This is a genomic window from Microbacterium sp. zg.Y1084 (assembly GCF_024623595.1).
Lineage (GTDB): Bacteria > Actinomycetota > Actinomycetes > Actinomycetales > Microbacteriaceae > Microbacterium > Microbacterium wangruii.
Genome location: NZ_JANJGV010000015.1, coordinates 1 through 21,089, shown reverse-complemented (window position 1 = coordinate 21,089; position 21,089 = coordinate 1). Strand labels below are relative to the sequence as shown.

The following is a 21,089-nucleotide window of genomic DNA, read 5'->3' as shown; positions in this document are numbered from 1 at the left end:
CGGGCTGTCCTGACGGCGCACAGGCCGCTCACTGCAGGCGCGTAGAATTCAGGGACCGCTCGCGCCGTCCGGCCGCGGCGAGAGCGGCGGAACAGGAGACCCGATGCGACGAGGTGGCAAGCGTGCAGGCGGGCTCATCGCGATCCTGCTGATCGGCGCGGGCGCGCTCACGGGGTGCGGCCCGGCACCCTGGACGACGGCGCCCGAGAGCGAGGCCGAGGCGACCCCTCGGGCCACAGCGCCCGTGCCCGCACCGGTGGCGAGCGACCTTTCCGGGGGCAGCACGCAGCGCGAGCTCACGGCGGGGGCGGTGTCGGCCACGGTGGACTACTGGTCGGATCTGTCGATGGATCGCTGGACCCCGACCGGCGTCAAGCCTCTCAGCATGTCGATGGTCACGACCGTCACGCCCAACGACGGGCAGAAGGTGTACCTGCAGAAGGCCACCATGAACGTCGTGCCCGCCAACGCGGCCGAGACCTTCGAGACGCTCGACCCGCAGGCGGATGCCGCGACGGTCAGCCCGGGCTACCTCGTGCTGAGCCCCTACAGCTACTCGCAGACCTTCAACGTCGGGTCGGTGCCCGACGACGCCACCTTCGTCACCGTGCAGTTCACGTTCGACTTCCTCGTGCAGACGACGCCGACATCGAGCGAGTACGCCAAGCAGACCGCGACCGACGTGCTGACCATCGCCATCGCCGCGCCGCCCGCCGCCGCAGAGTGACGTTCCCCCCGACCCTGTGTTCGGGGCAGCGCGTAAGCGCAAGGGAAGCACAAGGAAGCCCCAAGACGCCTCCCCACGCCCTCAGCGGTTCCTAGACTTCAACCACCGGCATCCGCGTGAGCCCGATCACCGAATCTCCGCCGGCATCCCCCTGCGCACCTCTGCGCCCGCTGAAGCCGGTGAGCCATGTCATCCCCCCGTTCGTTCCACCCTGCCCGCCTGCTGGCCGGTACCGCGATCATCGTCGCGGCCGCGCTGCCACTGACAGGCTGCACGCCGCTGCTCGACGCGATCACCGGCTCCGACTCCGCCGCGGTGGAGCGCACGCCTCAGCCGCTGCCGACGGCGACGCCCAGCATGGAGTTCGACTCGCAGTTCACCTACGACGGGTCGGTGTCGCTCACCTCCGATGTGAGTGACGGGCTCGAGGTGCGTCTCGACGTCTGGGCCGCCGCGCCGAAGCGCACCCGTGAGTGGATGCCGGAGGGGGAGAAGACCTTCGGCTTCGCCGTCAACGTCTACGACCACCGCGTGGACGACAAGGCGGTGCTCACTCAGAAGCGCCGGGTGTACATCTCCCAGGTCGGCATCACCTCGCAGACCGCACAGACCGGGGGGCAGGTGTCGACGCCGTTCCAGTTCGCCGCCGACCCCCGCACGCTCGTGCCCACCGACACGCTGCGGTCCGACCGGGGGCTGCTGCTGAACAGCTTCCAGGGCGGACTGCACGTGCCCGAGACGACGATCCACCAGCTTCCGCCCGATACGTTCGGGCTCACGCTGCAGTTCCAGCTGTCGATCTGGGTCGAGGGCTCGGCCAACGACGACACCTCGTTCCTGCAGCAGACCGTGTACCACCAGCTGCCCATCGCGATCTTCCCGGTCTCCGAGCCGGGCGCCGGAACCGACTCGGGCGCCGGCACCGAGGAGCCCGCATCATGAGCGCGCCGGCATCCGCCCCTCAGGCATCCGACGACCTCACGTCGGAGAACGGCTTCGCCGACGACTTCTCATCGGTGCTCGAGAACGCCACCGGGCATCGCTCGACCATCGGCTGCGTCATCCCCGCGTACAACGAGGAGGAGTCGATCGCAGCCGTGCTCGAGAGTCTGCTGGCTCAGACCCGCGTGCCGGACGTCATCCATCTGGTGGTCAACAACACCACCGACGCCACCGTGAAGATCGCCTCGGAGTACGCCGGGCCGCACGAGATCGTCACCGACCTGGGGGAGCAGTTCACCGAGGTCTTCGTGCACGACATCGGCAAGAACCCCGACAAGAAGGTCGGCGCGCTCAACTACGGCTACGCACTCGTCGAGGGCTACGACTACCTGCTGGGCGTCGACGGCGACACGATCGCCGACCCGCGTGCGGTGGAGTACCTCGAGACCGAGGCGGTGTCGGACTCGCGCATCGGCGGCATCTCCGCGATCTACTCGATCGACGACCAGCCCATCAAGGGACTGGTGGGCAAGTTCCTCATCGCCGGGCAGCGCACCCAGTTCGCGGCGTTCAACCTGCAGAACCTGCTGCACGGGCGCAACATGGCGGTGCTCGGAGGTCAGTTCTCGATCTTCTCGACTACGGCGCTGCGCGAGGCGATGAAGCAGAACCGGCAGTCGACGCCGTGGGTGAAGGACAGTGAGGTCGAGGACTCGCTGCTGTCGCTGCAGATCAAGAGCGCCGGCTTCCTCACCAAGATCAGCCCCTATGCCCGCGCCGACGTCGGCGGCATGACCACGCTGCGCGGCTACGACGCCCAGCAGGTCAAGTGGACGTATGGCTCCATCGAGCTGATGTGGCCCGGGCAGCGCGGTGACACGAAGGGCCAGCCGTTCCACCCGAACCTGCGGATGCGCTGGTTCGAGAACTTCGGCATGCTCACCAACCTGTTCGTGCGCGTGGCCTTCCTGACCCTGCTGGCGGGGTCGCTGTCGATCAACGCGTTCGTATTCTCGCCGCTGTGGCTGCTGCCGCCGGTGGTGGCGGTGCTGCTGAACCTGCGCATCGCGTACACGATGAAGAACCGCAACGCCCGCGATGTGGCGTTCGCCGGCCTCATCTTCCCCGCGGAGATCTTCATGTGGATCCGCATCAGTCACTTTCTGCGTTCGTGGACCCGCTTCCTCTCCCGTAAGAAGGTGGACAACTGGGCCATGCAGGCGCGCGCGGAGACCGGCGGCGGATCAGCGCACTGGATGCCGCTCGTGCTGCTGGTCGTCGTGATCGTCGCGATGAGCGTGATCTGGTCGATGCTCGGACCGCTGGTGCAGTCGACGATCCTGTGGGTGGGGTGGCCGATCGTCGGTGTGGTGACCGTGCTGCAGACCCTGACGATGGTGTTCAAGCTCCTGCGCCGTCACCAGGGATTCAAGGTCTGACCCGCGCACCGGCGGCGCCGCGCCGGAATCGCTGAGACGAAAACTGACGGCCGAGACTGTGGGTAACAACCGCGGTCTCGGCCGTCAGTTTTCGTCTCACGGCCCAGGGCGGGGGCGGCCCAGGGCGGGCGGCCCAGGGCGGGCGGGCCGGGCAGGGGCGGGGTCAGGCCAGGGCTTCGGAGGTCATGCGGTAGCCGACCCCGCGCACGGTCTCGATGTACCGCGGGTTGGCGGGGTTGTCCCCGAGCTTGCGGCGCAGGTTCGTCATGTGCGCCTCGATGGCACGCTTGTCCGCGTCGCCGACGAAGTAGGTGGTGACGTAAGACTCGCCGCGCAGCACGAGTGTCAGGTCGGCCTTGCTGCGCACGCGTCGCTTCGACGCCATGAGTGTCGCCAGCAGGTCGAACTCGGTGCGGGTCAGATCGAGCTCCGCGGTCCCGGCGACGGCGACACGGCTGTCGGGGTCGAGCTGCAGGTCGCGGTGCACGATGGCAGACGGTCCGAGGCGCACGGTGCCGACGGGAGCGAGATCGGTACCCGGCTGGGGGCCCTCCGACGAGGCGACGATGACGGCGCGACCCTCGGATGCCGCGCCCTTCCCCTGCGCCCCCGATGTGTCCGCGACGGGGGCCGGCATCCGCTCGGGGGTCGCCGCCGGGGTCGCCACGTACTCGATCGGCTCCGCGACGGCGGCCGTGGCGGAGCCGGCGGCGGCACCCCCGCGCACCACCTGGATCGACGAGGTCACCGGGCGCGCGCCCGGGAACGACGGGCCCACCTGATCCTGGCGCGGGGCGACGGGTGCGGCGCTGCCGGCCCGCGGTCGGCGCAGCAGGGCGTCGATGCGGGCGCGCAGCTCGCGGGGTCGGAACGGCTTGTAGATGTACTCGTCGGCGCCCGACGACAAGCCGAGCACGACGTCGGCCTCGTCCTCGAGTCCGGTGAGCATGATGATGTAGGTGTCGCTCTGGGCGCGGATGCGCCGCGCTGCTTCGAACCCGTCGATGCCCGGCATCGAGACGTCGAGCGTCGTGATGAGCGGCTGGTAGGTGAGCACCGCGCGCACCCCGTCGATGCCGTTGCCCACCGACACCGTCGAGAATCCCATCGCCTCCAGGACCTCGGCGAGCAGGTGGCGGATGTCGGGGTCGTCCTCGACGATCACCGCGGTCTTCACGGGCGCGACGAAATCACTCATACGGGGAAACCTCGGGTGCGGAGAGGGGGGTCTGCTCATGCTACACACGCCCGGGATGCCGCGCGGACGCCCCCGATCGGCCCGGGTCGCCGAGCGAGCGCAGCGAGCCGAATCCGGGGTCGTTGAGCGAGCGAAGCGAGCCGAAACGAGGTTGCCCGCCCGGGTCGTTGAGCGAGCGGAGCGAGACGAAACGCGGTTGCCCACGTGGGTCGTTGAGCGAGCGAAGCGAGACGAAACGCGGTTGCCCGCGTGGGTCGTTGAGCGAGCGAAGCGAGACGAAACGCGGTTGCCCACGTGGGTCGTTGAGCGAGCGAAGCGAGACGAAACGCGGTGGTGGCGTGTCGTCAGCGCGCGTCGCGGCTGAGCTCCACCGCGGCATCCGCCCACCACTGCCCGGCCGGCGGGCCGCCGTTGCAGGAGCCGTCGCTCTCGCCCGGGGGCTTGATCCACAGGTTGGTGTCGACGACCTCGTCGCCGAACGTCCCGCCCGGCTCGCCGATGAGGCGCCCCGAGGCGTTGCACCAGACACCATCCGACCCGGCGCCGCTGCGCGAGGTGTCGATGAGCGCATGGCCTCCGCCGAGTTCGGCGGCCAGCGCGTGCGCGTAGTCGAACTCCGCGTCGGCCGCGTTGTAGTTCGACACGTTGGTGGCGAAGCCGCGCACCCGGTCGAGCAGTCCCGTCTGGGTGAGGATGCCCGCCATCACCGCCGGCGGATGCCAGGTGGCGTGACCGCCGTCGAGGTAGATCCAGGTGTTGTCGCCCGCCAGCCGGTCGACGGCGCCGCCGAGCTGCCGGGTGCGGTCCGCGAGGTTGCCGCACTCGGGGGCGAGCGCGAGGCTGTCCGGCTCGAGCACGACGATGCGCTGCAGGTCGCGCGCGTTCGCCAGAGCCTTGCCGATCTCGCCCGTCCACGTGGCGTAGTCGTCCTCGTCGAGACCGCCGGCCGAGAAGCTGCCGCAGTCCCGTCCGGGCAGGCCGTAGACGACCACGGCGAGCGCGGCGTCCTGTTCCCGGGCTTCGGCGGCGAGGGCGGCGATCCGGTTCCAGACCTGGCCGATCGGGTCACGCTCCGGCGTCAGCCAGTAGGCGGTCGGCTGCGCGGCGAGGTAGTCCGCAGCGGCGCGCTGTTGCGGGGTGGCCGAAGGGTCCTTCGCGGCCCGCGCGGCCGCGGAGCCGGATTGCGTCTGCACGACGGTGCCCACCGCCGGCGGCTGCGCGCCGAGCGCCTGCGCGAATCGCGTCACCCCGATCCCGACGGCGGCGAGACCGCCCACCACGACGACGACGCCGAGCGCGATGAGGGCCACAGTGAGGCCGCGAGGGAACCGGCGTCGGGGGAGCCGGCGTGGGAGGACCCGCCGGCGGCGACCGAGCATGTTGCGCGGAGTCGCAGCAGGGTGAGGCACACGGGGAACATTACCTGTCCGGCGCGGGGTGTCAGGAAGGGAGCAGGGGGGCGGCGACCCGCTCCCACCGGTCCCCGCCCGCCCGCTGCGCCTCGTCGCATGCGTCGTGCGCTGCGCTGAGCAGCGCATCGAGGTCGTAGCCGACGGTGTCCACCGCGGCCCAACCGATGCTCGCCGAGACCCGCACGGCGATCGGCTGGGCAGGGTCGGGAGTGGCGATGCGTTCGAGCAGGCGGGACAGCAGTTGGCGCACCGCGCCCTCGGGGCGGGGGAGCAGCGCCACCACCCGGGTGTCGTCCTGCACGTCGACGTCGGCATCGGCAGGCAGCACCGAACGCACGTCGCGAACGAAGCGCTCGGTGCTGCGGGCGAAGTCGGTGGTGCTGAAGGCTTCGTGCAACTCGTCGGGGTTGTCCAGACTCACTTCCAGGACACACCACCACCGGTCGCCGGCCGACTCGGCCCGGCGCAGCCGGTCTTCGGCCACCACCCGGAAGGTGCTGCGGGCGCGGCCGACGACGGTCGTCGACTGCCCGTCGCGGATGAGCAGAAGCAGCGTCGTCGTGGCCGCCGAGCCGTAGAGCACCGCGCCCAGGCTGTTGAGATCGCGGATGAGGTCGAGACCGTCGGTGCCTGCGGCGGGCATGCCCTTCAGTACTCCTTCGACGGTGCTGAGCACCGCGAACAGGATGAAACCGACCGACGCGAGCGTGAGAGGCAGCACTTCGTGACGCAGACGCGCCTCGGTCCGTGTCAGCTCGACGAGGGTGAGCGCGGCGAAGACCGCGGCCATGACGAAGGCCCCGCGGAACGCCAGCGCGAATGTGGAGGTGGCGGTCGACAGGGGGAGGGCCACCGCCGACAGCACGGTGAACACGATGGGGATCCACAGGTGGTCCGCAACTCCCCGCCACGAGCGCAGACCCGACCAGATGAAGGCGCTGGCGCCGAGCAGCGCCGCGCCGCAGCCCGCGCGCAGCGCGGACGAGCCGGAGGCGTCGGCGGCGACCCAGCCGAAGGCGGTGATCATCGCCAGGCAGAAGGCGAACGACCAGATGGCGGCGGCACGGGTGGGGTTGCGGAGGAACCCCAGCCCAATGATCACCGCCGCATTCACGGTCGACAGCGCCACGAACGCGATGGCGATGGTGGGGTCGATCATTCGGCGATCCTCTCTGCGTCGGCGGCATCCACCGCTGTCAGGTGCACCACGACGTCGGTGCCGTGGCCGAGCGCGCTGGTCAACTCGAGCCGTCCGCCGTGCTCGTGCACGATCTCGCGGCTGATGACCATGCCCAGCCCGGTGCCGGGAATGCCGCTGGCCCGCGCGGTCTCGGCTCGGAAGTACGGCTCGAACACGCGCTCGATGTCTGCGGGGGAGATGCCGATGCCGGTGTCGCTGACCGTCAGTCGCACCTCTCGGCCGACACGGCGTGCTTCGACGCGCACCTGACCGCCGCGCGGTGTGTACTTGACGGCGTTGCCGAGGATGTTGTCTACCACCTGGCGAAGACGGAACGCGTCACCCGACACGTGAAGGTCGGGGTCGATGGCGGGTTCGACGGTGAGCTGTGCGGTCTGCGCCACCGGATGGAAGGCGTCCACCGATGCGGCCACCACTCGGCGCAGATCGACCCGCTCTGCCAGCGGGGTGGGTGCGCTGCCGTCGAGCACGGAGGTGATCAGGCGCTGCATGCGCTGTCCGGCGTTCTCCACCACGGTGAGGTTGTCGATGGCGTCGGCGGGGAGATCGTCTCGGTCCAGCAGCAGGTCGATGTGGCCGATGATCGCGGTGAGCGGGTTGCGCAGCTCGTGGGAGACCATGGTCGTCATCGTGCTCTTCTCCTGCTCCGCGGTGACGGCCGCGGTGACGTCGCGCAGAGCCAGCAGCGTCACCTCGGGTTCGTCGGGCGTGGCCGGGCTGGCGCTGGTCGTGGCATCCAGCGCGTGCCACATGCCCTCGGCGTCGAACAGCCAGAAGCGATGATCGTCGAAGAGCTCTCCTCGGCCGGCGCGGGCGAGCATGGTGCGCTGCGGCGGCAGCGGGTTGCCGCGGTAGGTGTCGTATTCGACCGCGGCGGTGGGGTGCGGGTTGGCGACGTCGCCGATGGCGTACAGACGCCGGTAGGCGTGGTTGGCGCCGCGGACCACGCCGCGCCGGTCGACGCGGGCGAGCGCGGTGTCGACGGAATTGAACAGCGCCATCGCGCGCTTCTCCTGCGCCTCGACGCGGCGGAGCGTGCGTTCGAGCTGATGGAACTGCCGCTCGAGCAGCCGTCGGAACGCGCGCGTTCGCCGGGCGGTGGTGGTGATGGTGATGCCGATGAACGCCAGTGCCAGCAGCACCACGATGACGCTCAGCGTGCGGTCGGGGGTGACCGCGGTCACCAGCGTGCCGGTGACGAGGATGCCCGCGATCTCGCAGAGGCCGGCGATGAGCCACGGCAGCGTGTAGTGCGTGGCGAGCCAGGTGACGGGGAACACCCAGAGCAGCGTCAGCAGCTCGGACCCCTGGTGCGCCATGAGCCCGATGGTGATGATGTCGATGGCAGGGAGAAGTGCCACTGCCGGCTTGCTCAGCCGGTGCCAGGGCACGGCGAGGGCGGCCGCGCTGACGGCGATCGTGAGCGTGACCCCGGCGTTGAAGGTCGGTCTCGTGAAGGTCTCGGGCGACAGCAAGGCGACCGTCACCGTGATCGCGGAGACGGCGACGGCGACGGCGAGCTGCCAATGCCAGATCGACCGTGTGCGCGAGCTGATCCACCGATGGGGGGCGTCATGGCGCCGAGATGGCGCGTCGGACGGCAACTCCCGCGCCCTGTCGTCAGCGTAGCCAGGCACGGCGATCAGTCGTCGAGGTCGTCGTCGCTGTAGTCGGGACCGGACACTGCCCGGTATCCCGCCCCGCGCACCGTCTCGATGAATCGCGGGTCCTGGGCGCTGTCGCCGAGCTTGCGTCGCAGGTTGGTCATGTGCGCTTCGATCGCGCGCACGTCGGCATCGCTGACCCGGGCCGGGTCGAGGTAGGTCTCGTCGTGCAGGGTGAGCACGAGGTCGGCCTTGCTGCGCACACGCCGCCCCGACTCGAGGATGGTCGCGAGGATCTCGAACTCCGACCGCGTGAGCGACACGTCTGCGCCGTCGACGACGACGGTGCGGGTCTCGCGGTCCAGCAGCAGCCCGTCGAGGCGCACCACGTCGGGCGGTCCCTCGGGGGTGCCGGGGATCCGCGGCACGAGCGGCCGGCCGACCGCTCCGGACTCCGCGTTGAAGCCCCGCGGGCGGCGCAGCATCGCCAGCAGCCGCGCGCGCAGCTCGCGCGCGCGGAACGGCTTCACGACCACATCGTCGGCGCCGACGCCGAAGCCCATGACGGCGTCGGCCTCATCCGAGAGCGCGGTGACGAGAAGGACGTAGGTGTCACTGCCTGCGGCGCGGATGCGGCGAATCGCCTCGAATCCGTCGATGCCGGGCATGTCGACGTCGACGGTGGTGATGGCGGGGTCGTAGGCGGTCACCGCGGCCACGCCGTCTGCCCCGTTGTCTGTGGCGGTGACGACGAATCCCGCGCTGGTGAGGATCTCCACGAGCAGATGTCGCACGTCGGGGTCATCGTCGATGACCACCGCGCGTGGTGAAGCGTTATGCGCCATGTGACCCCCCAGTGATGGCGGAGCGGTCAAGCCGCTCTGTATGGCTCCGATTGTGCCAGATGCCGACGACGCCGGCATGGCGGAACGCGCCGCAGGCGACGCAGAGCTTCTGCGGAGAAGATGGCGACGGGTTGCGTCAGTCCGCGACCGGGGCGTGCCGCGGCACAGCCACCCGCACCACCCGCACCACCTCGTCGAGCGCGGGTTCCAACTGCGCCACGGATCGTTGATAGGTGCGCCACGAGCGCCGGTAAGGGTCGACGACATCGTCGTCCGACGGCTCGGCCGGGGGGTGAGCGACGCCACGCTGCCCCGCTACCAGAGCGACGACGGCGCGCAGGCGCGCCGCGGCATCCGGTCCCGTCGCCTCGACGGCCGCGGTCAGCTCGGCGTCGCGGAGCGTTGCGGCCAGCCGGGCGAACTCGCGCACCGTGAACGTGGAGCGCAGGCGGGCGGGCACCAGCTCCACCACCGCCCGTCGGTGCTCGCGCGCCATCGCCAGAACGAGCTGGGGGGTGACGAGGTGATGCTGTTCGAGCCACCGCCCCCGGTGGGCGGCGGCCTGCGCGGCAGGCACGCCGCGGGCGACTGCCAGCTTGCGGGTCTGCTCGGTCAACGGCGTGCCGACGAGCCCACGGGTGCCGACGCTGTGCACCGCGACGCCGAGATCGCCGAGGCGCCGACGCAACAGCAATTCCGCGAGCGGGGAGCGGCAGATGTTGCCGGTGCAGACGGTGACGATCTCGAGGGCGGCGGAACTTCCCGGCAGGGCCGACTCCTGCGGCGATGCGACGCGAGCGGGTGCGCCCGACGGCGCCGGGAACTCAGCCAACGGCGAGCTCCTGCCGCTCGCCGCGATGCGCGCGGTGAGCGCGGTGGAAGGCCTCGACGTGGGCGCGGGCGCTCTCGGGCCATTCGCGCGCCGACAGGTCGGGCCGGCCGCGCTGCTGCTGCGCGGCCCGCAGCGTCTGCGCCAGCACGTCGGTGGTGAGCGCGCCCGAGAAGAGGTGCACCCATCCGGGGCCGACTTCCCTCGCCAGGTCGCGGTTCACATCGTTGTCGGGCACCAGCACCGGCCGCCCCAGGGACAGGGCCGCCAGCGCGGTGCCGCTGTTGTGCATGTGGCGGTACGGCAGCACCACGAGTTCGGCCGATGTGATGGTCTGCACCAGCTCGGGCTCCTCGAGAAAGCGCAGGTCGAAGCTCACGCGCGCATCGCCCTGCGCCGACGCGCGCAGTCCCTCCGCCAGATCGACGGTCGACGGCTTGCCGGCGATGTGCAGCGACACCGACGGATCATCCCAGCCGGTGAAGGCGGCGACGAGGTCTTCGACTCCTTTGTAGCGACGGACGAGGCCGGCGTAGACGATGCGTCCCGACACCGGCTCGGTCTCGGCTCCGGCGCGAAGAGGACCGAACCAGTCGCGGTAGTGGCCGTGCGGGATCACCGTGCCCGGCACGGCGGTGCGCTGCGGCGTGCGCTCGTTCAGCCGGATGTCCAGAGCGGTCAGCGCGTCGATTCGGTCGAGCAGCCAGTTGTCGATGCGGTCGATGTTCGTCGGCCGCTCGAGGTTGTGCATCGTGCGAACGACCGGCGTGCGGGTCAGCCGCCAGCGCACGATGACCGCCGCTGTCAGGGTGCGCCGAGCCGCGCGGCCGATCCAGCGGTGTCCGCCCATCATCAACTCCGGCCAGTGCAGGTGCGCGACGTCGTACCGGCCCCACAGGGCGGAGCGGTAGTCGAATGGGATCACCTCGACGTCGACGCGCTGCGACAGCGACCGGTACAGCTGCGTGATGTACGGGTTGGTCGTGGGCTTCGGGATGCTGAAGGACTCGAGCACCACCAGCGGCGGGCGCTCGCCTGGGGCAGCGGCCGGGGCGGATGCCGCGGCCCGCTCAGCGACAGCCGCGTACCAGCCCGCCACCACTCCGGGCAGCCGGTCGATCGACCACCGGTCGGTTGCCACACCGCCCTGCGCCGCCGCCTGCCGCACCTGCACGGCGACGTTGCGCACGATGTCCCCCGACAACGCGGCGACGTGGGCGTTGGGCTGGGCGAGCACCGGGGGCCCACCCAGCGGCAGGCACACCACCGGACACCCCATCGAGGTCGCCTCCGCCACCACCCAGCCGGCCTGGTCGTGCATCGAGGGGAACAGGAACACCTCGGCGCGGGCGATCGCCGCGAGCAGGTCAGCGCGCGGCGCGTGGCCGCGGAACTCGACCCGATCGGCCACGCCCTGTCGGCGCGCGCGGCGCCGCAGCCTGCCGAGGTCGTAGCCCGAGCCGTAGACATGCAGCCGCCACCCGGCCAGCAGCGGATGCGCGAGGGCATCGATCGCCAGGGCAGCGCCCTTCCACGCCAACAGGCGGCCGGCGAACACGGCGGTGCGCTGCTCGAGCTGTGCGGCCCGGGGCGGCAGATCGTCGAGCGTGGCGTTGGGCTCGACCACGGTCGTCGCCCCCAGGCGCGCGAAATGCTCGGCGACCTGCGGGTTCTGCGCCACCACGAGGGCAGCCCGACGCCCGGTCGGATCGCCTCCCACGGCGCGCAGCGGCCGGGTCACGGCGGTGCGGACAAGCTCGGTGACCACGCCACGCACTCCCAGCCAGCGAGCGAGTCGTGCGATCGGCAGTGAACTCGATCCGCCGACGGGACCCCACACGAACGGCACATCCCGCAGCGCGCGCACGCCCGCCGGCATCCAGTCGTTCGCGAATGTCACGTGATGCGCCACGTCGAAGCCGACCTCGGCATGCAGAGCCTGCGCCACCCGGCCGAGCCCTCGCTGCCACAGCGGGTAGAACCAGTACAGATCCCACGCGCGCCGCTTCATCCGCACCACCCGCGCCGACGGGTCGTAATAGACCATGTGCAGGTGCTCGGCCAGATCGGGTTCGGCTCGCAGCGCCTCGGTGACGCCCGCTTCGAAGCGCGGCCGGGTGATGACCCACACGTCGCAGGTGCGCGCGGCGGCGCGCGCGAACTCCCAGCCGGCGCTCGCCTCAGGGCCGGCATCCGGCCCGCACGCGTACGCGCTCATCAGCACTCGGCGCCGCGGCGCCATGCTTTCGGCCCCCACAGCCGTCGCGAAATCCACACGTACCCCCGTCGTGGTGAAATCGTGCGGCATCTCCCCGTGATGCCGCATCCCCCACACGCATACTAGGGGCAGATCTTGCCGCGACGGGGCATACTGGCCTGCAGGGGATGCAGCGACGAAGGGGAATCGTCGCTGCGCAAGGGCTTCGTGTGAGGGGGACACATGCCTGATGAGAGCGGTCTGGGCGGCGTTTCGCTGCGCGTCGTCATGCCGGTCCACAACGCCGCCGCGTTCTTCGCGGAAGCGCTGCGCAGCGTGCTGGCGGACCTGCCGGACGACGGCGAGGTGGTGGTCGTCGACGACGGGTCGACCGACGGAAGCGAGCGGCTCGTGCAGCAGGCCGCCGAGCGCGACACGCGCATCACGGTGTTGCGGCACGACGAACCGCAGGGGGTCTCCCGTGCGCTGAACGCCGGCATCACCCACCCCGGGTGCCCCGAGTACATCGCAGTCGCAGAGCATGACGACCTCGTCCTGCCGGGAAGGTTCGCCGCGCAAGTGCACGAACTGCGTGAGGATGCCGCGCTGGGTGCGGTGTCCAGCGAAGGGCGATACCTCGGCATGAGCGGCCGCATCGCCGGCCGCGTCTCGGCCGGGCCCAAGAATCGGGAGGAATTCGCTCGGATGCGTGCGGCGGGGCGCGAGATTCTGGTGCCGCACCCCGCGATCACCTATCGGCGCGATGCCGTCGTGGCGGCCGGGCTCTACGACCCGACGTTCGATTACGCCCAGGACCTCGAGATCATCAACCGGCTCGTCTACGACGCCGGCTGGGAGGTGCGCACGATCACCGAACCGCACGTGCTCTACCGCATCCACAATTCATCCAGTTCGTTCGCCCACATATCCGAGCAGCGGATGATGACGCGCTACATCGTCTACCGCAACCGTCAGCAGCTCGCCCGGGCTGACGTCGATGACTTCGCCACCTGGAGCGAGAACAACGCACCCGACCGGCGCACGCGCTGGCGCTGGTATCGCAAGGACCGAGGAGCTCTGCACTACCGCCTGGCCGGGCTCGCGTGGCTCGACCGGCGCCTCGCCTCGTTCGTGGTGAACATCACCGCAGCGACGGCCCTTCACCCGAGATGGGTGCTGATGAAGATCCGGGTGGCGACAGGAAGATGACGTCCTCTCACGAAGTCCCTAGGCCCGCCGGCTCGGTGGCCATCTGCATTCCGACCTACCGGCGTCCCGAAGATCTGGCGCGGCTGCTGGCGTCCCTGCCTGCTGTGACGGCGACCGCGATCGACGAAGCGCTGTGCCGCGAGGTGTCGGTCGTCGTGGTCGACAACGACCCGGCGGGCAGTGCCGCCGATGTCATCGTGCGCACCGAGTTGCCGCTGCGATACCTGCGCGAGGCCACGCCCGGCGTCGCAGCCGTGCGCAACAGGGCGCTCGACGAGGCACGCGACTGCGACGTCGTCGTGTTCATCGATGACGACGAGACGCCGGCCGACCCGGGGTGGCTCGCCGCTCTGCTGCGCACGCGACGTGACCACGATGCCGATGTGGTCGCAGGACCCGTGCGCACTGTGGTCGACGGCGTGCTGGACCCTTGGGTCGTCGCGGGCGGGTTCTTCGCGCGTGCACATCGCACTCACCTGCAGACCGGCGACGCCATCAGCGCGGCGGCGTCGAACAACCTGCTGCTCGACATGAGCTTCGTCAGGCAGTCTCGGGTGCGGTTCGATGAGCGCTTCGGTCGCAGTGGCGGGGAGGACAGTCTCTTCACGTCGCAACTGCGCGCGAGGGGTGCGCGCATGGTCTGGTGCAGGGACGCCGGGGTGCTGGACCATCTGCCCGCCCACCGTCAGAGTCGTCAGCACGCCCTGCACCGCACCCGCGGCATGGCGGCAGCAGGCGTACGAGTGTCCCTGGCGCTCGCCGAGGACTCGCGCGGGCGCAGGGTCGGTGTTCGGGCGCGTGCGCTCGCCGCCGCGCTGGCGCGAATGGGATCCGGAACGATCAGGATCGCCGCGGCGACGGTCAGTCGGTCCCAGGGCGCGGATGCGGTCGGGCGTCGCGACCTGGCGCGCGGTCTGGGAGGGATCGACGGTCTGGCCGGCCGGGATCATGCGTATTACGGCGCACGTGCGGCAACCGCCGCGCGGCAGCGCCAGGAGGAGATGACGTGACCACGGAACTGACCGATCGCTCATTCGCGGCGACGCTCACCCGACTGCGCTCGGCGCAGAAAGGCCATGCCCGGGGAGCACCCGCGTACTCCGTGTACGTCAACCGCAAGCTCGGTCGTGTGCTCGCCGCGGTGGCGTACGGTCTGGGCCTGACGCCCAACCAGGTCACCGCCGTGAGCGCCGTGCACACCTTCGCCGCGATCGCGCTGCTCGCCCTCGCACCGGTCAGCTGGTGGCTCGGTCTCGTCGTCGCCGCACTGCTCGTGCTCGGGTACGCATGGGACTCCGCCGACGGGCAGGTCGCCCGGTTGCGCGGCGGTGGCAGCATCGCCGGGGAGTGGCTCGACCACTTCGTCGACGCGCTGAAGATCTCCTCGCTGCATCTGGCGGTGGCCATCGGCCTCTACCGGTTCGCGCCCGAGCTGCCGGCGGCATCCCTGCTCATCCCGCTCGGATTCTCGGCCGTCGCCACCACGACGTTCTTCGGCATGCTGCTCAACGACCTGCTCAAGGGTGCCCGCGGCGTGCCGTCCACGCACTCGCGCGGCGGCGGCACCTTCGCGCGCTCGATGATGCTGCTGCCGACCGACTTCGGCATGGTCTGCCTGGTGTTCGTGCTGTGGGGCGCGCCGCCGGTGTTCCTCGTCGCGTACGGTCTGCTGTTCGCCGCCAACGCCCTGTTCCTGGTCGCCGCGGCGGTCAAGTGGTTCCGCGAGATGCGCGATGTCGGCTGAGTCCGCGGCGCCGCGGCCGCTGGCGATCGTCGTGGTGAACTACGGCTCCAGCGAGCTGCTGGCGCAGAACCTCGTCGCCTCGCAGCGCGCCGCCGCAGCCGACATCGTGGTCGTCGTCGACAACGTCTCGACGTCTGCGGAACGCGAGAGGGTGCGTCGGCTCGCCGCCGACCATGCCTGGCAGCTGGTGGAACCCGACACCAACCTCGGGTTCGGCGGCGGGGTCAACGCCGGAGTCGCCCGTGCCCGGGAGCACGGGGCGCAGGATCTGGTGCTGCTGAACCCCGACGCGGTGCTGCGCGAGGGCTGCGTCGCACGGCTGCGTGCGCGCGACCCCGCCCACCGGGCGCTCTGCGCGCCGCGCATCGTCACCAGCACGGGCGCGACCTGGTTCGCCGGAGCCGACGTGTATCTCTCCGACGGTGTGACCCGTGGTCGCGCGAAGCGGCCGGTCCACCCGGGCGACGACCGGTGGGAGTGGCTGACCGGTGCCTGCCTGTGGGTTCCCGTGGAGTTGTGGGATGCCGCCGGAGGCTTCGACGAGAGCTACTTCCTGTACTGGGAAGACGTCGACTTCTCGCGCCGGGTGCAGCGGGCCGGCGGCGAGTTGGTCGTCGTCGACGACGCCGTCGCGGTGCATGACGAAGGCGGCACGCAGACCGACAGAAGCCGCCGCGGTCACGCCAAGTCCGAGCTGTACTACTACTACAACATCCGCAACCGCATGCTGTTCGCGGCCAAGCACCTCGACGACGCCGGCGTGCGCCGGTGGCGCTCGGGCATGCTGTCGTCGGCGAAGGAGATCCTGCTGCGGGGCGGCCGGCGGCAGCTGGTGCAGTCGGCGGCCCCCTGGCGGGCAGCCGTGCGCGGCATCCGAGACGGCCGGCGGATCGCGGCCGGGCACGTGCCGGGTCGCTGACGGAGTACAGTCATGGCGGGGTATCGCGTAACCGGGGGGAGACGGCGATGAATGGGGACCGTGAGACGACGGCGGACGACGGCGCGCAGCGCGCGGCGCCGAATCGGCGAGGCTGGCTGTGGGCGGCGCTGGCGGTGATCGTCGTGGGTGCCGTGGTCGGCATCGCCGTCGCCGTGAACTCGGGGACCGATGACACGGCGCAGCCCGCGGCGTCCACGCCGACGACCACGCCGGCACCGGATTCGGCGACACCGGATGCCGCGACGCCGCAGGCCGCGACCCCCGATGCCACGCCGGGGGACGGCGCGGACGGTGCCGCACCCGACCGCGGGCCGGCCGAGCCGGTCGCCTTCGACGAGACGGCGGTCGTCACCGACGGCGTCACCGCCTCGGTCACAGGGATCGAGTCCGTCACGGGCGAGGCGAAGCTGCCCGGCGAGATCAGTGGGCCCGCGCTGCGCGTGACCGCGGAGATCGCGAACGACACCGACGCCGCGATCGACCTGACGACGACCGTCGTCACGGTCTACTACGGCGACGACCTGCTGCAGGCGAGCCCGGTGTCGTTGCCGGAGGGGTCGCCCTTCCCGCGGTCGGTCGCACCGGGGGAGAAGGCCTCGGGAACGTTCGTCTTCGAAGTACCCGAAGACCAGCGCGGGCGCGTGCGTGTGGAGGTCGACCTCGTCGTGACCGAGCCCATCGTGGCCTTCGAAGGCTCACTGAGCTGAAACCCGCTCTTGCGGGCGGGCCGATCCGGCCCATATGCTGTGCCCGATCCCACTGGGGGTGGGTCAATCGCGTCGGCTTCTTGGGGAAGAAGCGGAATCGGCGCTTACTTGGGGGAAGTCGCTGTGTCGCTGCACACTCGGGGCCGTCGTGTCCTTGCGTCCGTAATCACTGGAGCCGTCGTCATCGCCGGCCTTCTGGCCGTGCCGTCCACGGCGATGGCGGAGGAGGTGCCGCCACCGACCGCCGCAGCGGTGCCACCTCTGCCCGAGACGGTGTCGGCTGACGCCCTGCCGACGCTGCAGATCGACAACGGCGTGGTGTGGACGCAGACGATCGTCGGCAACACGGTGTACGCGGCGGGTCAGTTCGAGAACGTGCGACCGGCGGGCGCCGCGGTGGGACAGAACCTCACCAAGCGCACCAACATCGTCGCCTACGACCTGACGACGGGGCAGCTGATCGCCTCGTTCGCGCCGACCTTCAACAACCGTGTCAACGAGCTCGCCGCGTCGCCCGACGGCAAGAAGCTCTACGTCACCGGGTCGTTCTCGCAGGTGAACGGGCAGGCACGTTCGCGCTTCGCCGTGCTCGACCTGCCCAGCGGCAATCTGACGGCCAACACGCTCAGCCTGAACAACATCGGCAAGGCCGTGTACCCGACCGCCGACGGCGTGTACGTGGCCGGCTACTTCACCGCGGTCGGATCGCAGCCGCGCAACCGCGTGGCCAAGCTGAATGCCGCGGGCACCGCCGTGCTGCCGTTCTCGGTGCCGGTGGACGAGGGCCAGGTGCAGAGCATCGTGGCCGACGCCACCGGTTCGCAGGTGGTCTTCTCCGGCAATTTCCGCTCGGTCGGCGGGTCAGGCAATCCCGGCTTCGGTATCTTCCGCGCCGATGGTGCGACCGGCGCGGGACTTCCTCTCGGAGTGAACACGCGCATCCGCAACGCCGGTGAGGGCTCCGGCATCATGTCGCTGGCCACCGACGGCACCAAGTTCTATGGCGTCGGGTGGCACTACGGCAGCGCCGGCACGCTCGAGGGCTCCTTCGCCGGCAACTGGGCCGACGGCTCGCTGGCCTGGATCGAGGACTGCCACGGCGACACCTACGACATCGCGATCGTGCGCGACATCGCCTACTCAGCCAGCCACAAGCACTACTGCGGCAACAGCGGGGGCTTTCCGCAGACCAACCCGTGGAGCTTCAACCACGCCACCGCCTGGACGACCGACGCGCGGGGCGTCAACACGCCCGACATCTACGGCTACCCCGACCACCCGGGCACGCCGCGGCCCGAGATCCTCAACTGGTACCCGCTGACGCCTCCCGGAACGTTCACCGGGCAGAACCAGGCGGTCTGGACGGTCACCGGAAACGACGACTACGTCATCTACGGCGGAGAGTTCCCCAGCGTCAACGGCACCCGGCAGCAGGGCCTCGTGCGCTTCGCGGTGCGGTCGCTCGCGCCGAACAAGCAGGGCCCGCGCCTGTCCGGTGAGAGCTGGACGCCGTCGGTGACCTCCTACGAGTCCGGCAAGGTTCGTCTGCGCTATCAGACGAACTGGGACCGCGACGACCTGTCGCTGACCTACCGCGTCTACCGCGACAACGAGACGTCGGCACCCATCAGCGAGAAGACCATCGCCGCGACCTTCTGGCAGCCGACCGGCGAGGTGGTGAGCGACGCCGGGCTGCAGCCGGGTGCCAGCCACCGCTACCGGGTGACCGTCACCGATCCGAGCGGCAACGTCGTCAAGTCGCCGTGGGTCAGTGTCACCGTCTCCAACGAAGCGCCGTCTGCGTACGTCGACGCTGTGCTCGGTGACGACGCTCTCAACTACTGGCGTCTGAACGAGGCGGCCGGCGCGACGGCCTTCGACTGGAGTGGCACCAACGACCTCGCTCTGAGCGGCGAGTACACCCGCAGTGCTGCGGGAGCGATCGAAGGTGACGCCAACACCGCCACGGCGTTCGTCAACGGGTTCGGCGGTGCCGCCCAGAGCGCCACGGGACCGAACAGCTTCACCATCGAGACGTGGATCAAGACCACCAGCACCCGTGGCGGCAAGATCGTCGGCTTCGGCAATGCGAACACCGGGCTGTCGAGCAGCTACGACCGGCAGGTCTACATGGACGACGCCGGCCGCCTCTGGTTCGGTGCCCACCCCGGGGGTGTGCGCACCGTCAACAGCACGGCGTCGTACAACGACGGCCGGTGGCACCATGTGGTGGCCTCGCTCGGCTCCGACGGCATGAAGCTGTTCGTCGACGGCAAGCGGGTCGCGCAGCGTGCCGACGTCACCGGTGGGCAGGACTACCAGGGCTACTGGCGCGTCGGCGGTGACAACCTCAACGGGTGGACGAACCGTCCGAGCTCCGACAACTTCAACGGGCTGATCGACGACGTCGCGATCTACGCGGCGCCCCTGTCGACCACGCAGATCCGCGGCCACTTCGAGGCCGCCGGTGGCGTACTCGACCTGCCCGCCGAACCCCGTGACGCCTACGGATCACTCATCTACAAGTCCGATCCCGACTTCTACTGGAGGTTCGACGAAACATCGGGTGCGACGGTCGTCGACTCGGGCGTGCAGGAGAACCCGGGGGCACTTGCCGGTGACTACACGCGTGGCGCTGCCGGTGCCCTCGGAGAATCGACCCGGGGCATCTCCTTCAACAAGCGCACCTGTCAGTGGTGGGAGATGGGGTGCTCGAACACGAACGGCGGCAACGCCTACACGACCGCGAGCGGGCCCGCCCCTACGGTGTACAGCGTCGAGACATGGTTCAAGACCACGACGTCGGAGGGTGGCAAGCTCTTCGGCTTCGCCGACACCCAGTCGGGCAACTCGAGCAACCACGACCGCCACGTCTTCATGCGCGATGACGGACGCCTGGTGTTCGGAGCATGGACGGGGCAGGAGAACACGGTCGTCACTCAGGCCGCGCTCAATGACGGGCAGTGGCACCACGTCGTCGCCACGCAGGGCCCCGACGGGATGCGACTGTACGTCGATGGCACGCTGCGGGGGACCAACCCGCAGACTCAGGCGCAGTCCTACTCCGGCTACTGGCGCGTCGGCGGTGGCACCACGTGGGGCTCCAGCTCGCAGAATCTCATCGGCAGCTTCGACGAGGCGGCGATGTACACGCGTGTGCTCACGGCCGACGAGGTCGCCGCGCACCACGCGGTGGGCTCGGGTGCGCCGATCCCGAACCAGGCCCCCGTGGCGGCCTTCGCCGTCGCCGTCGACGGGCTGACGATCACGGCCGATGCCGCACCCTCGACGGACAGCGACGGCCGCATCGCGACCTACGCGTGGGAGTTCGGCGATGGAGGCGTGTCGGCTGAGGCGCTCGCGACGCACACCTACGCGACGGGTGGCACCTATACGGTGCGGCTGACGGTGACCGACGATGACGGCGCGACCGCGACAACCACCCAGCAGGTGGTGGTCGAGCCGCCGAACGTCGCGCCGACGGCGCGGTTCACGGTTGCAGCCGACGACCTCCGGGTCAGTGTCGACGCCGCCTCTTCGAGCGACAGCGACGGCACGATCGCCTCGTACACATGGGACTTCGGTGACGGCACGACGGCCACCGGCCCCACCGCCACCCATCTGTATGCGTCGGCCGGCGGCAAGGGCATCACACTCACCGTCACCGACGACGACGGCGCCACGCACAGCGTGACCCAGGTCGTCGAGCTGGTCGCGCCGAACCAGGCGCCGACGGCCAGCTTCACCCTGCGCAAGGAGGGACAGGACATCTCGGTGGATGCGGCTGCGTCCAGCGACCCCGACGGCACGATCGTGTCGTACGCGTGGAACTTCGGTGACGGCAGCACGGGCACCGGTGCGACTGCCACGCACCGCTATGGCGTCCCCGGGCCGTATACCGTCACCCTGACGGTCACGGACAACCGTGGTGCGACCGCCACCACCACGCGGGGGGTCGACACGACGCTGCCCGCGAATGTGGCGCCGGTGGCGGTGTTCACGTCGGCGGTGTCGGGGTTGTCGGTGTCGGTGGATGGTTCGGGTTCGTCGGATGCTGATGGGTCGATCGCGTCGTATGCGTGGGACTTCGGTGAC

General features: G+C 70.3%; 16 protein-coding genes. 9 read left to right on the top strand and 7 right to left on the bottom strand.

Annotated features, from left to right (window positions below):
* The first annotated feature begins 103 nt into the window (after positions 1–103).
* The 3 genes from NQ165_RS14440 (at position 104) to NQ165_RS14430 (ending at position 3,108) form a co-directional block, all read left to right on the top strand.
* On the top strand, positions 104–727 hold the full coding sequence (locus NQ165_RS14440) for a hypothetical protein (protein ID WP_257534074.1): 624 nt from the start codon (positions 104–106) through the stop codon (positions 725–727).
* A gap of 186 nt (positions 728–913) precedes the next feature.
* The gene (locus tag NQ165_RS14435; RefSeq protein ID WP_257534072.1) at positions 914–1,669 is read left to right on the top strand and encodes a fructose 1,6-bisphosphatase; all 756 of its coding nucleotides are present in this window, start codon (positions 914–916) and stop codon (positions 1,667–1,669) included.
* Complete coding sequence (locus tag NQ165_RS14430) at positions 1,666–3,108, top strand: glycosyltransferase (RefSeq protein WP_257534070.1); 1,443 nt, start codon at positions 1,666–1,668, stop codon at positions 3,106–3,108. The genes NQ165_RS14435 and NQ165_RS14430 overlap by 4 nt, the downstream gene beginning before the upstream one ends.
* A 163-nt stretch (positions 3,109–3,271) precedes the next feature.
* Here NQ165_RS14430 and NQ165_RS14425 read toward each other — a convergent pair whose 3' ends face one another.
* The 7 genes from NQ165_RS14425 to NQ165_RS14395 form a co-directional block, all read right to left on the bottom strand.
* Positions 3,272–4,306, bottom strand: coding sequence for a response regulator transcription factor (locus tag NQ165_RS14425; RefSeq protein ID WP_257534068.1), 1,035 nt, complete (start codon positions 4,304–4,306; stop codon positions 3,272–3,274).
* 344 nt (positions 4,307–4,650) lie between these two features.
* Entirely contained in the window at positions 4,651–5,616 is a 966-nt protein-coding gene (locus NQ165_RS14420) for a glycoside hydrolase family 6 protein (protein WP_257534066.1), read from the bottom strand.
* 130 nt (positions 5,617–5,746) lie between these two features.
* Positions 5,747–6,877 (bottom strand): hypothetical protein, encoded by a 1,131-nt coding sequence (locus tag NQ165_RS14415; protein WP_257534065.1) that lies wholly within the window; start codon positions 6,875–6,877, stop codon positions 5,747–5,749.
* Positions 6,874–8,556, bottom strand: coding sequence for a HAMP domain-containing sensor histidine kinase (locus tag NQ165_RS14695; protein WP_257534063.1), 1,683 nt, complete (start codon positions 8,554–8,556; stop codon positions 6,874–6,876). Before NQ165_RS14695 ends, NQ165_RS14415 begins: the two co-directional genes overlap by 4 nt.
* Positions 8,557–8,561: 5 nt before the next feature.
* Complete coding sequence (locus NQ165_RS14405) at positions 8,562–9,368, bottom strand: response regulator transcription factor (RefSeq protein WP_257534062.1); 807 nt, start codon at positions 9,366–9,368, stop codon at positions 8,562–8,564.
* Positions 9,369–9,504: 136 nt separating this feature from the next.
* Entirely contained in the window at positions 9,505–10,200 is a 696-nt protein-coding gene (locus NQ165_RS14400) for a low molecular weight phosphatase family protein (protein ID WP_285181651.1), read from the bottom strand.
* The gene (locus NQ165_RS14395; RefSeq protein ID WP_257534060.1) at positions 10,193–12,415 is read right to left on the bottom strand and encodes a glycosyltransferase; all 2,223 of its coding nucleotides are present in this window, start codon (positions 12,413–12,415) and stop codon (positions 10,193–10,195) included. Before NQ165_RS14395 ends, NQ165_RS14400 begins: the two co-directional genes overlap by 8 nt.
* A gap of 222 nt (positions 12,416–12,637) precedes the next feature.
* Between NQ165_RS14395 and NQ165_RS14390 the strand changes: the two genes are divergently transcribed.
* The 6 genes from NQ165_RS14390 to NQ165_RS14365 form a co-directional block, all read left to right on the top strand.
* Positions 12,638–13,603 carry a glycosyltransferase family 2 protein gene (locus tag NQ165_RS14390; protein WP_257534058.1) on the top strand — a complete coding sequence of 322 codons (966 nt, stop codon included), beginning with the start codon at positions 12,638–12,640 and terminating at the stop codon, positions 13,601–13,603.
* Positions 13,604–13,638: 35 nt separating this feature from the next.
* Positions 13,639–14,613, top strand: coding sequence for a glycosyltransferase family 2 protein (locus NQ165_RS14385; protein WP_257534057.1), 975 nt, complete (start codon positions 13,639–13,641; stop codon positions 14,611–14,613).
* The gene (locus NQ165_RS14380) at positions 14,610–15,347 is read left to right on the top strand and encodes a CDP-alcohol phosphatidyltransferase family protein (protein ID WP_257534056.1); all 738 of its coding nucleotides are present in this window, start codon (positions 14,610–14,612) and stop codon (positions 15,345–15,347) included. The genes NQ165_RS14385 and NQ165_RS14380 overlap by 4 nt, the downstream gene beginning before the upstream one ends.
* The gene (locus tag NQ165_RS14375; protein WP_257534055.1) at positions 15,337–16,266 is read left to right on the top strand and encodes a glycosyltransferase family 2 protein; all 930 of its coding nucleotides are present in this window, start codon (positions 15,337–15,339) and stop codon (positions 16,264–16,266) included. Before NQ165_RS14380 ends, NQ165_RS14375 begins: the two co-directional genes overlap by 11 nt.
* Positions 16,267–16,313: 47 nt before the next feature.
* On the top strand, positions 16,314–16,994 hold the full coding sequence (locus NQ165_RS14370; protein WP_257534054.1) for a DUF4352 domain-containing protein: 681 nt from the start codon (positions 16,314–16,316) through the stop codon (positions 16,992–16,994).
* Positions 16,995–17,195: 201 nt separating this feature from the next.
* On the top strand, positions 17,196–21,089 hold a 3,894-nt coding region (locus NQ165_RS14365), incomplete at its 3' end, for a PKD domain-containing protein (RefSeq protein ID WP_257534052.1).

Bases quoted from the DNA above. Each gene is read 5' to 3' on its own strand.
- NQ165_RS14415 (WP_257534065.1), bottom strand. From the start codon at position 6,877: ATGATCGACCCCACCATCGCCATCGCGTTCGTGGCGCTGTCGACCGTG.
- NQ165_RS14405 (WP_257534062.1), bottom strand. From the start codon at position 9,368: ATGGCGCATAACGCTTCACCACGCGCGGTGGTCATCGACGATGACCCC.
- NQ165_RS14435 (WP_257534072.1), top strand. From the start codon at position 914: ATGTCATCCCCCCGTTCGTTCCACCCTGCCCGCCTGCTGGCCGGTACC.
- NQ165_RS14370 (WP_257534054.1), top strand. From the start codon at position 16,314: ATGAATGGGGACCGTGAGACGACGGCGGACGACGGCGCGCAGCGCGCG.
- NQ165_RS14390 (WP_257534058.1), top strand. From the start codon at position 12,638: ATGCCTGATGAGAGCGGTCTGGGCGGCGTTTCGCTGCGCGTCGTCATG.
- NQ165_RS14375 (WP_257534055.1), top strand. From the start codon at position 15,337: ATGTCGGCTGAGTCCGCGGCGCCGCGGCCGCTGGCGATCGTCGTGGTG.
- NQ165_RS14395 (WP_257534060.1), bottom strand. From the start codon at position 12,415: ATGAGCGCGTACGCGTGCGGGCCGGATGCCGGCCCTGAGGCGAGCGCC.
- NQ165_RS14440 (WP_257534074.1), top strand. From the start codon at position 104: ATGCGACGAGGTGGCAAGCGTGCAGGCGGGCTCATCGCGATCCTGCTG.
- NQ165_RS14430 (WP_257534070.1), top strand. From the start codon at position 1,666: ATGAGCGCGCCGGCATCCGCCCCTCAGGCATCCGACGACCTCACGTCG.
- NQ165_RS14425 (WP_257534068.1), bottom strand. From the start codon at position 4,306: ATGAGTGATTTCGTCGCGCCCGTGAAGACCGCGGTGATCGTCGAGGAC.